Annotated in this window: 9 protein-coding genes; 3 read left to right on the forward strand and 6 right to left on the reverse strand. The window is 45.1% G+C overall.

The genetic code is table 11. From position 1 onward, the window contains the following. Positions 1 to 26 precede the first annotated feature (26 nt). Positions 27 to 1862 (forward strand): translational GTPase TypA, encoded by a 1836-nt coding sequence (gene typA, locus GMES_RS04210; protein WP_006991336.1) that lies wholly within the window; start codon positions 27 to 29, stop codon positions 1860 to 1862. Between the two features lie 67 nt (positions 1863 to 1929). On the opposite strand, the gene GMES_RS04215 is transcribed toward typA, so the two are convergent. From GMES_RS04215 to hutC, 4 genes are all read right to left on the reverse strand, one after another. Further along, positions 1930 to 2712, reverse strand: coding sequence for a peptidylprolyl isomerase (locus GMES_RS04215; RefSeq protein ID WP_006991337.1), 783 nt, complete (start codon positions 2710 to 2712; stop codon positions 1930 to 1932). A 96-nt stretch (positions 2713 to 2808) separates the two neighbouring features. Further along, positions 2809 to 4338, reverse strand: coding sequence for a histidine ammonia-lyase (gene hutH / locus GMES_RS04220; RefSeq protein ID WP_006991338.1), 1530 nt, complete (start codon positions 4336 to 4338; stop codon positions 2809 to 2811). A 2-nt stretch (positions 4339 to 4340) separates the two neighbouring features. Then, entirely contained in the window at positions 4341 to 6029 is a 1689-nt protein-coding gene (gene hutU, locus GMES_RS04225) for a urocanate hydratase (RefSeq protein ID WP_039986522.1), read from the reverse strand. Continuing rightward, positions 6013 to 6747: a histidine utilization transcriptional repressor HutC gene (gene hutC / locus GMES_RS04230; protein WP_006991340.1), complete on the reverse strand. Its 735-nt coding sequence runs from the start codon at positions 6745 to 6747 to the stop codon at positions 6013 to 6015. Before hutC ends, hutU begins: the two co-directional genes overlap by 17 nt. A gap of 96 nt (positions 6748 to 6843) precedes the next feature. Between hutC and hutI the strand changes: the two genes are divergently transcribed. Together hutI and hutG are read left to right on the forward strand one after the other, a co-directional pair. Beyond that, the gene (hutI, locus tag GMES_RS04235; RefSeq protein ID WP_006991341.1) at positions 6844 to 8067 is read left to right on the forward strand and encodes an imidazolonepropionase; all 1224 of its coding nucleotides are present in this window, start codon (positions 6844 to 6846) and stop codon (positions 8065 to 8067) included. Between the two features lies 1 nt (position 8068). Continuing rightward, positions 8069 to 9031: a formimidoylglutamase gene (gene hutG / locus GMES_RS04240; protein WP_006991342.1), complete on the forward strand. Its 963-nt coding sequence runs from the start codon at positions 8069 to 8071 to the stop codon at positions 9029 to 9031. 70 nt (positions 9032 to 9101) lie between these two features. Here the strand turns inward: hutG and GMES_RS04245 are convergent, their stop codons facing one another. Next, the gene (locus GMES_RS04245; protein ID WP_006991343.1) at positions 9102 to 9758 is read right to left on the reverse strand and encodes a nitroreductase family protein; all 657 of its coding nucleotides are present in this window, start codon (positions 9756 to 9758) and stop codon (positions 9102 to 9104) included. A 382-nt stretch (positions 9759 to 10140) separates the two neighbouring features. After that, entirely contained in the window at positions 10141 to 11118 is a 978-nt protein-coding gene (locus tag GMES_RS04250) for a DUF2785 domain-containing protein (protein ID WP_006991344.1), read from the reverse strand. Positions 11119 to 11975: the final 857 nt, after the last annotated feature.

Raw genomic sequence — 11975 nt, forward strand, 5'->3', positions numbered from 1 at the left:
AATCCACCCATACTAGAGAAAATATCATGAGCGCATCGCAAACCTCGACTGACAACTTGAGGAACATAGCAATTATTGCCCACGTTGACCACGGTAAAACCACCTTAGTTGACAAACTTTTACAACAGTCCGGTACGCTTGAGAGCAGAGGCGCTGCTGAAGAACGGGTTATGGATTCTAACGATATCGAGAAAGAACGCGGTATTACCATACTTGCTAAGAACACTGCGATTCGTTGGAATGACTACCGCATTAACATCGTAGACACCCCTGGACACGCCGATTTCGGTGGTGAAGTAGAGCGTGTTATGTCAATGGCCGACTCCGTATTGTTGTTAGTAGATGCGCAAGAAGGCCCAATGCCTCAAACGCGTTTCGTAACACAAAAAGCGTTTGCTCAAGGCTTAAAGCCGATTGTAGTACTTAACAAAATTGACAAGCCTGGAGCTCGTCCTGATTGGGTTATTGATCAAGTTTTCGATTTGTTCGACAACTTAGGTGCAACTGACGACCAACTTGATTTCCAAGTGGTTTATGCTTCTGCACTTAACGGTTGGGCTTCAAACGATGCTGATAAGCCAAGTGAAGATATGACACCGTTGTTCGAAACGATCGTAAAACACGTTAAAGCGCCAAGCGGCGATATCAACGGTCCTTTCCAAATGCAAATTTCTCAACTTGATTACAACTCATATGTAGGTGTTATCGGTGTTGGTCGTGTTACACGCGGTTCAGTAAAAACTAACCAAGCGGTAACGATCGTTGGTGCTGATGGCAAAAAACGTAACGGCAAAATGGGCCAAGTTTTAGGCTACATGGGCTTAGACAGAACTGAAGTTGAATCTGCTAGCGCAGGTGACATCATCGCTGTTACAGGTTTGGGTGAGCTAAAAATTTCTGACACCATTTGTGATCAGAACACGGTTGAAGCCTTACCGCCGTTATCAGTTGATGAACCAACGGTAACCATGACATTCCAAGTAAACACCTCACCATTTTGTGGCAAAGAAGGTAAATACGTCACCTCACGTAACATCCTAGAGCGTTTACAAGATGAGCTAATTCACAACGTTGCACTACGTGTTGACGAGACAGCTGATCCGGACAAATTCCGTGTGTCTGGTCGTGGTGAATTACACTTGGGTATATTGATTGAAAACATGCGTCGTGAAGGTTACGAGCTTGCTGTATCACGTCCAGAAGTTATTTTGCGTGAAGTTGACGGTAAATTAGAAGAACCGTTTGAAACTGTAACTATCGATGTTCAAGAAGACCATCAAGGTTCAATCATGGAGCAAATTGGCTTACGTAAAGGTGAGTTAACTAACATGTCTCCAGATGGTAAAGGCCGTATTCGTATGGACTTCATCATTCCTAGCCGTGGCTTGATTGGTTTCCAAACTGATTTCATGACCATGACTTCTGGTTCTGGCTTGATGTATCACTCGTTTGACCATTATGGTCCGCACAAAGGTGGCAACATCGGTCAGCGTAAGAACGGTGTATTGATTGCTAACGCAACAGGTAAAGCCCTAACTAACGCTTTGTTTAACTTGCAAGAGCGCGGCCGTTTATTTATCGGTCACGGTGTTGAAGTATACGAAGGCATGGTGATTGGTATTCACAGCCGTGACAACGACCTTACTGTTAACGCCCTTAAAGGCAAGCAGTTAACCAACGTTCGTGCATCTGGTACAGATGAAGCACAATCTTTGGTTCCACCTGTATTGCTTTCACTTGAGCAAGCGTTGGAATTCATCGATAACGATGAGCTAGTTGAAGTGACACCTAAGAGTATTCGTATCCGTAAGAAGTTATTGACGGAAAACGATCGTAAGCGTGCTGGTCGCTCTAAAGACTAAGCAGTCTTAACAATCCAATAAAAAACGGCTCACATGAGCCGTTTTTTTTGTCCGTTATAAAGTGTTTCTAAACCAATAACCTACGTGTAAAACGCAGTGCTGCTAGGCCTATCAAACCTAAAAATCCTATACTTCCGCCGGAGCCACCTGAACTTCCTCCACCGCTGGTGTCTTGATTGAGCAGTGTGTTTGCCACAGGGTTTAATTCTGAGTGTGTCACACTGGCTGAGTCAGTTATCACTACATCACTGATAATGACTAAGTGTTGGTCTGTCACCTCCACTCCTGCTGACAAATCTGCTTGAGTGTAATCGCGCAAAGGCGCTGCGCTTGCCGCGCCCCCTAAATCAAACCGGTTAAGGGCTGCGATAGCATCGATAATATCCATACCGTCACCTAGGACTTGACCAAAAACGGTGAAACCGCCATTTTGTACATCTAGATTTGCGCTGTTGTTATTAAGATTAATAAACCACTGAGATGTGGCACTGTTCACATTGCCGCTTAATTTGGCCATAGCAATAGTGCCGCGCACATTCGAAAGCTCTGGCTCATTCGCAACCGAACTCCCCGTTGGTACTGCGTCGAGTGGTAGTGCGTTATTGTATTGAAAACCGCCCGCTTGAATAACAAACCCAGGCTCTGAACGATGTACTACGTTATTAGCATAAGCCCCAGAATTTACGTAGCTCAAGAAATTATTTACTGTTTGTGGCGTTGTGTTATCGAACAGATTGATGTTTACATCACCGAGTACAGTTCGAATTTGCACTTCTGTTGCGTGCGTTATATTTACCGCAGTGCAGCATAATCCTGCGACGAGCATAGTGTGTTTTAATTTAGACATCATGTATCAAATCATTTAAGTGGTTAAACAAGCCGCTAGATTAAAGCAATTACACTGAGTGATTATTAACAAATTGTAATCTTTTTCAGGTAAACACTTTCAAAGAAGGCGAATATCTTGTTGCACTAAGTCGGTCAAGGAATGGCGAGTAATCAACAATTTTGCTTGCTCAATGTCTGGAGAAAAATACCTGTCTTTATCGTAAAAAGTGACCTTACTACGCATTAATGCGTGCACACTTTGCAATTGCGTGCTGGTTTTTAAGGGAAATCGAAAATCGATACCCTGACATGCCGCCAACCATTCAATAGCCAAAATACCCGCAACATTATCGAAAATATCTCGTAGTCTGCGTCCTGCAAACGTCGCCATAGAGACGTGATCTTCCTGATTGGCAGAGGTGGGTAAAGAATCAATTGATGCAGGATGAGCATAGGATTTATTCTCGCTGGCTAGGGCGGCGCTCGTTACTTGTGCAATCATAAATCCAGAATTCACCCCACCATTGTCTACTAAAAAAGGCGGCAAACCGCTTAAGCTAGAGTCAATGAGTAACGCCATCCGCCGCTCTGAAAGCGCGCCAATTTCTGCGAGGGCAATAGCAAGCATATCAGCGGCCATGGCGACGGTTTCAGCATGAAAATTACCGCCAGAAAGAATGTCGTCCGACTCAGGAAAGACTAATGGGTTATCCGACACGCCATTTGCTTCGGTGACAAGAATCTGTTTGGCGAAACGCATTTGCTGCAGGCATGCTCCCATCACTTGCGGTTGGCACCTTAAAGAATAAGGATCTTGTACTTTCTCACAACCTCCATGTGATTTACCTATCTCAGATTCCTGTAGCAATGTTCTAAACCCTGTTGCCACGTCTATTTGTGCTTGATGACCGCGGACAATATGAATACGCTCGTCGAAAGGCACACGAGAGCCAAGCGCTGCATCAACAGATAACGCGCCAATAGCGATGGAACTCGTTAAGGCATTTTCAGCATAAAATAGCCCTTGCAAGGCAAACGCAGTCGATGCCTGCGTGCCATTTAACAGTGCTAAGCCTTCCTTGGGTGCTAATGAAATAGGCTGCAAGCCAGCGATCACCAGCCCTTTCTTGGCGGAAATTCGATTTCCTTGATATATGACCTCACCTTCCCCTAAAAGAACCGCACTCATATGCGCAAGGGGGGCTAAATCACCAGACGCGCCTACAGAGCCTTTTTCGGGTATCGCCGGATACACTTGATGATTGTACAGAGCGATCAACGCTTCTATAACGATTAAACGAATACCTGAGTACCCTCTTGCTAGTGAATTGATTTTCAATAGCATCAGGAGTCTAACAGTTGCTGCAGACATGAGAGCCCCAATACCAGCCGCATGAGACAGCACGATACTTCGCTGTAATAGCTCGAGTTCATTCACCTCAATATTAGTATTCGCCAGAAGCCCAAAACCTGTATTGATACCATATACGGTGCGACCTTGAGTTATGACATCTTGTACAGTTTGCTCAGCGCTATGAATGCGCTCAAAACTATCGGGATCGAGAGTGATTGGCACATGACGCCTGTGTACTTGACGCATCGTTTCTATGGTTAACTTCCCAGGTTGAAGAAGATACTTCAGCTCCATTGTTACGCCTCTCCCTGTGGGTTTATGCCGCTTTGCATGGGTAAATCTAGCTTATGACGGTTAGCGCACCGCTTGGCGATTTCGTAGCCTGCGTCAGCGTGGCGCATAACGCCAGTGGCTGGGTCATTATGTAACACGCGTGCTATGCGCTTATCGGCTTCTTCGGTTCCGTCACAGACAATCACAACACCCGAATGCTGGCTAAATCCCATCCCAACACCACCACCGTGATGCAAACTAACCCATGTCGCGCCTGAAGCTGTATTCAACATGGCGTTCAGTAAAGGCCAATCGGAGACGGCATCAGAGCCATCAAGCATGCCTTCAGTCTCGCGGTTCGGTGATGCCACTGAGCCAGAATCCAAATGATCTCGGCCGATGACAATAGGAGCTGACAATTCGCCGGTGCGCACCATTTCATTAAAAGCCAATCCCAATTTTTGCCTTTCCCCCAAGCCAACCCAACAAATACGCGCAGGTAAACCTTGAAATTGAATACGCTGGCTGGCCATATCTAGCCAATGGTGCAAATGTTTGTTGTCGGGAATAAGCTCTTTTACCTTAGCATCAGTTTTGTAGATGTCTTGTGGGTCACCTGATAAGGCCACCCAGCGGAATGGTCCTATGCCTTGACAGAATAAAGGGCGAATGTAAGCAGGGACAAAGCCTGGAAAATCAAAGGCGTTTAGTACTCCTTCTTCCAACGCCATCTGACGAATATTATTACCATAGTCTAGTGTTGCAGCGCCTTTAGCTTGCAAACCAAGCATAGCTTCAACATGTATCGCTATAGACTGCTTCGCTGCTTTCACCACGCCCGCTTCGTTTACGGCGCGCGTTTGGGCTGCTTGAGCCAACGTCCAACCCTTAGGCAAATATCCGTTCAAAGGGTCGTGGGCGCTCGTTTGGTCTGTGACCACGTCTGGTATAATGCCCTTAGCGAGTATGTCGGGAAAGACGTCCGCGGCATTACCAACCAAGCCGATAGATATTGGTTTATCAGCAGCTCTTGCCGCATCAATTCGCGCTATCGCTTGGCTTAGCGAAGTGGCCTTTTCATCTAAGTAACCCGTTTTAATCCGGAAATCGATCCGGCTTTCATCCACCTCTATCGCCAACATTGAGAACCCGGCCATGGTCGCGGCTAGTGGTTGAGCCCCCCCCATCCCACCGAGCCCAGCGGTTAATATCAAGCGTCCCTGTGAGTTGCCGTCAAAATGTGCTTTGGCCACACTGATGAAGGTTTCGTATGTGCCTTGTACTATGCCCTGAGAGCCAATATAGATCCAAGAGCCAGCTGTCATTTGCCCATACATCATCAAGCCTTTTTTATCTAGCTCGTTGAAATGCTCCCAGTTAGCCCAATGAGGAACAAGGTTAGAGTTCGCAATCAGTACCCTAGGCGCATTCTCATGGGTTGGGAAAACGCCCACAGGCTTTCCACTTTGCACTAATAGCGTTTCATCATTGTTCATGCGTGTGAGCACTTCGACGATTTTGTCATAGCTCGGCCAATCCCTCGCGGCTCGTCCGATACCGCCATACACAACAAGCGCATGGGGATGTTCAGCTACTTCGGGATCAAGATTATTCATTAACATTCGCAGGGGCGCTTCTGTTTGCCAACTCTTGGTTGTCAAAGTGCTCCCTCTTGGTGCTCGGATGTTGCGGTTTTTATCGAGACGTTTCATTCTCCCCCCTAGTAGAACGGGAGAAATCGAGATGTCCCCCGATGCGGTATCGATTTCCTGGATGGAATAACAAGGCGTAACTCACGATCCCTTTCGCTGAAAATGTACGACGACTCACTTGTAAACAGGGTTGGTTGCTATCGATTGCTAATACTTGAGCCACACTGTTAGTAGGCAGTATTGCTTCAATCGCATGGTCCGCTTGAGTCAACGGCGCTACGCTATTTAGATAATGGTTAGCCGTAGTCTGGCTAAAGTCTTGTTCTAAGTATTGCGGGGCCCATTTAGGATTAACCAGGCGATCTTCAAGTTGCACTGGCTGGCCATTCTCTAAGTGCACTACTCGAGTGTGAAATAGCTCGGTACCGACCATAACATCAAACCATGCGGCTTGCTGATTATTGGCTTTAATGCAGTTTTGACTGAGTACCTCATTGCTGTAAACATGGCCACGGCGCATGATTTCATCGTCTATACTTCGAATTTCCAACAATGCGCTCATGGGGCGATGATCGCTTACAAATGTACCTACCCCTTGGCTGCGCGCCAGTACGCCTTCATCGACCAGTTCAGTTAACGCGCGCCTTGCGGTCATACGGCTGACCTGAAATGTTTCTGCTAACTGATTTTCTGAGCCAACCTTGTCTCCGGGCTTCATTTGCCCAGATTCAATTTTATCTATTATGGCTGACTTAATTAAAACGTATCTTGGTTGCATTAATAGCTCCTGTTAGTTTTGCTAATTTACTTCAACCAACTTGTATATACAAGTATGTACAAGTAAGCTTAATTTTAAACTGGCACGAGGTAGTAAATGAATCAGCATGCAGATTTCTGTATTAATAATGTCAATATAGCGACGATGCGCTCCACTACGCAGGCAGAAAATGATCCTTACGGCATAAGAGAGAATGCCTGTATTTTCATTAAAAATGGCCTTATAGAGGCTATTGAGCCAGCGAAAGGACGACTAAGAAGCACAGTTGAAACTTTTGACGCCAAGGGCAAATGGCTGTTACCTGGTTTGATTGATTGTCACACTCATTTAGTGTTTGCGGGTAACCGCGCACTAGAGTTTGAGCTGCGCCAAGAGGGCATGAGTTACGCGCAAATAGCGCAACAAGGCGGTGGTATTCAAAGTACAGTTAATGCCACACGTTTAGCTTCTTATGAGAGCCTACTCAATTCTGCCATTGGCCGCGCAGCGCGCTTAGTTGAAGAAGGAGTAACCACGATAGAAATTAAGTCTGGTTATGGTCTTGATGTAGAAACAGAGCTTCGTATGTTACAAGTCGCCAAAGATATCGAATCACATCTGATGGTCAATATTCAGCCGACCTATCTAGGTGCACATAGTGTACCGAATGAATTTCGCGATGACCCAGATGCATATGTGGACTTTGTTTGTGGACGCGTCATGCCACAAGTCGTTGAGCAAGGGATAGCGACCAGTGTTGACGTGTTCTGTGAGTCAATCGCGTTTAGCCCAATTCAATGTGAAAAAGTTTTCCACACGGCTAGGCATTATAGTTTGAATATAAAAGCCCATGTAGAGCAATTATCTGATCTGAAAGGTGCGTGCTTAGCTGCCAAATTTAACGCATTATCCGTTGATCATATTGAATACCTGTCACCTGAGGATGTGCCCGCGATCGCCAAATCTAATACCGTAGCAGTACTGTTACCTGGCGCGTTTTATCATTTACGAGAAACGCAACTCCCCCCATTAACTGCCCTTCGCCAACATCATGTACCGTTAGCTTTGGCGAGCGACCTTAATCCGGGTAGTTCGCCCGTAGCATCCTTGTTGACGATCATGAATATGGGCTGCATATTATTTGGTATGACACCAGCGGAAGCGTTATCGGGAGTAACCCGAAATGCGGCGCAGGCACTAGGTCTTGCGCAGAAGGGACAAATTTCATCAGGTTTTGATGCAGATATGTGTTTATGGGACATACAACACCCCAATGAACTAAGTTACGGCATTAACCAAATTCGTCCGACTCGTGCTTGGGTTAGTGGTAGAGAACGTTGATATGAACAATGAATTTATATGGCAGGGCCGCATTGATGATGAAGATAAGGCGCGTGGGTTAAGGTGGCATCAGGTTGTAAACTTAGAAACGAACACTACAACTGACTCGCACTGCTGTCTACTTGGTCTCGCGTGCGATCTTGGTGTGAAAGAAAACAAAGGTAGAGTTGGCGCAAAAACGGGCCCAAGCGCCATTCGTTCCGCACTAACCAACCTACCTTATCAGCACAATGTCAGTTTGCTTGATAAGGGTGATGTAGTCGCCAATGAATGCTTAGATTCCTGTCAGCAGAATTATGCAACTGAGGTATCAAAGGCACTTGAACAAGACTGCTTTGTTATTGGTTTAGGCGGGGGTCATGAAATAGCTTGGGGAAGTTACTTAGGTTTACAGCATGCATTCAACAACTCTGATGTGGCACAAACTAATCCAAAACGTATCGGTATCATTAACTTTGACGCGCACTTTGATCTACGTTTACCTGCACCGCACGCCAGTTCTGGCACCCCATTTAGACAAATTCACCAACACTGTACTGAACATTCTCTGCCATTTCACTATGCGTGTTTAGGAATAGCTAAGACCGCCAACACATTAGCATTATTTGATAGTGCAGCAATCACCGGCACACGATTTTTAGTCGATGAAGATTGCTCATTAGATAAAGCGATACCATTGCTTACGCCGATGTTGAGCGAAATTGACCTGCTGTATGTCACTATATGTCTTGATGCATTCTCAAGCGCTGATGCGCCTGGGGTGAGTGCGCCAAGCACATTAGGTATCGAGATCCCTTTTGTGTTGCAAACCCTGAGATGGCTCGCCGTAAATCAGGACAAACTTAGTTATCAGTGGGCTTTAACGGATGTGGCAGAAATGAATCCCACTTACGATATTGACCAGCGAACCGCTAAACTGGCAGCACGGCTGTTATTCGAAGTGGTAAATGCGAAATTCCCTTAACATCCTCCAAAAGTAAAAAGCCGAGATTTAATCTCGGCTTGTTCTAGAACAGGAAAGTTAATTAAATAACTTATACAACCGTAATAATTTCCTCGATGGCTAAGCGAGCTTTAGGCAAGCCATAGTTCCAATCATCATTGGTATTTTGATAACCCATAGCCAAGGCTACTTCACAAATATGACCTTCAAGCTCATCATTGAATTTCTCGCCGATAAGCTCATTATCAACCCCTTCCATTGGTGTAGATGCAATACCTAGTCGTGCAAGCGTGTGCATGATATTGCCAAGTGCTAGATACACTTGCGCTTTGGTCCAGCTGCCATTGTAGCCGCTCTCGTCCGTATTCATTTCAGCAAAAGCATATGCCCCCATAAATGAATCCCGCATATTCGCGGGCAAGTGACCTGAACTCACCTCTGCATCAACGCGTTTAACAAACTTTTCCTTGGTAAAGTGCGGGTCGTAAGCCAGTAGAAGAGTATGAGACGCTTCTTTAGCATGGTGCTGGTTAAACTGATGTTTATTGGCAAATGTGTCATGTAAACGTTGTTTCCCTTCATCACTTTCAACAAGGATGAACTTCCACGGTTGCGAATTGATCGACGAAGCAGATAAGCGGATAGCTTCTTTAATAACGGCGATATCTTCATCAGAGATCCGCTTAGATGTATCGTATTTTTTCACTGTGTAACGTGTGCTTAAATCTTTGATAATTTGGTGAGACATTATTTACCGTCTTGTTAATAAGGATATCTAAAAGTATGGGCACAAGTGTATGCGCTTTTTTTTCTATTGATAATTAGGCATAACATTGAAAGACTTTATTGATTACTTTGACAATCCACATGAACTGAAGGTTTTTTTTAACAACTACATCAAATAATTAGACATACAGCGAGAATCTAAAGGGCTTAGCCAAAGCCGTTGAATGTGGCCCTCTATTAAAAGTACTAGGTGCTTATTCAAGTTCGAGCAACCAATACCGTACATCGACGCCTGGTTCAAAACCCGCTAGATGAATTCTTAGAGGGCGATTGTTTACTGGAATTGGTATTAGACAGGGCAGATAAAAAGGATATCAACTACAACTGTTTCAATTCATGTTGCATCAAATCATAGATTTGAGGGCATCTTTAACCATGATGTTCAACTCTCCTAATTGTTCGTTTCCTTTCCCAGCAACGATGAAATACTGTAAGTTCAGTAAAAATAATTTTACATTATGCCGCTGTGCCAAACCCTGCTGGTTGGTGAACACCTCTGCCCAACTTTTGAAGGGAGATGGATCGGCGATATTGCTAATCCACTGCTCCCAGAATTTGATTGGTACATCTTCTCTGCGCATCGCATAATAAACAGGTCTCGACAAACGCTCAGGCTCTGCGTAAATGTAGAAGTGTGAGCCTTGTGCCGGTATTTGCTGCGCAATAGCATTTAACATTTGTTGAAGCTGCGCTTGATTAATCTTCGGATTGAGAACCAGCTGAAAAATGGCATCGGAAGTGTGAGCCACACTGTGTCGCCAACCTAGTTGGTCGTCAAACCCTCTATAGTCATTTGCCAACAACATATATGACGATAACGCGTTAACCGCTTTTATTCTTTGTGACGCCTGTAAGTATGGTGATTTACGATCGACTCGTAGTACTTCGGAGAAAACCAAAATGGCGAAGGGTAAAAAAACTGATTGCTCATCATTTTTATTGTGATCGATATCGCTAAGAAAAGTTTCAAATAATGAACTCAACGTTGGCGGTCGAATATTACCAGCACGTAACCACGTTGAGTAAGCTCCAAAGGCAACGTCGTCGCGAATTATGGGGTCACTAGAAGCCAAACAATAGCGAAGTTGGGGAAGCAGTTCATGTATTCCTTGGTTACTAAGTAAGAACTGGTTATTTTTTAAATCTAAGAGTTTTTCTTTGTTCCAACTGTTAGAAAAACATGTCTCCTCGTCGATCTTACTCCTCTCATTGTCAGCATGAGTAAGAAACGAACAAATTAAAAAGGCGAAACAAAAGAAGTTCAACAACCAGGTACTAAGCATAAGACTCAACTCTAAAATAATTTTTACTAACAATAACATAATCTAATTATCTACGAAGTTGGTGAAACATGACTTAGACCTTAAGATCCCCCATGTTAATTTGGTAGATACGGTTCTTTGGCATAACGCTGAGCTGTATCTATCGCAGCTCGATTAGCTTTTGCCCAGCAGGGCTTAGGGCAAGGCTAGTATCTTTAGTTGCACAACAACATCCAGCCGCAAACCACGCCATGGTAGCGTGAAAATGGAGCTCTCTGGAGCACTGCTCGAGCTATTTGGACGTCCGACATGAATGTGTGGCACCTAGCCGTTTATTATATGAACAAGCAATGGATTAACTCTCCCAACTGATAGCGTTCAGGGACTGACATGGATGTCGGGCTGAACTCAGCTACAGGGAAGTATGACACCTAGCCGTCTACTACGTTAACGAGCTTTGAAATGTGATTGTGACTATAGTTGATTTTTTCTATAGCGCAGAAACGAAAAAAGCCACCCGATTAAGGTGGCTTGATTCTAAATGGAAGTCTGACGGTGTCTTCCGGCAACCGCGTTGTCTCGCAGCGCAGTTGTCGCAACGCGATTGCCGCATCGGATGCCGCGCATGGGGGTGAAGACGGAGGCTTTTGCGAAGCGAAGCTTTGCCCGTCTGAACGACATTCATGGATGAATGGCTGGTGCGCAACACCAGGGATGGGTTGTTCTTCAGTTTTCAAGCAAAGCGCTAGAGTTGAATACCTTCGATGGGTGAAAGCGGAGCTTTCTGAAGCACCGCTCCAGCCGTTTGAACGACCGACATGGATGTCGGGCTGGACTCAGCTACAGGGAAGTATGACACCTAGCCGTCTACTACGTTAACAAGCTTTGGAATGTGATTGTGGCTATAGTTGATTTTT

Source organism: Paraglaciecola mesophila KMM 241 (genome assembly GCF_000315015.1).
In the GTDB taxonomy this organism is placed as follows: domain Bacteria; phylum Pseudomonadota; class Gammaproteobacteria; order Enterobacterales; family Alteromonadaceae; genus Paraglaciecola; species Paraglaciecola mesophila.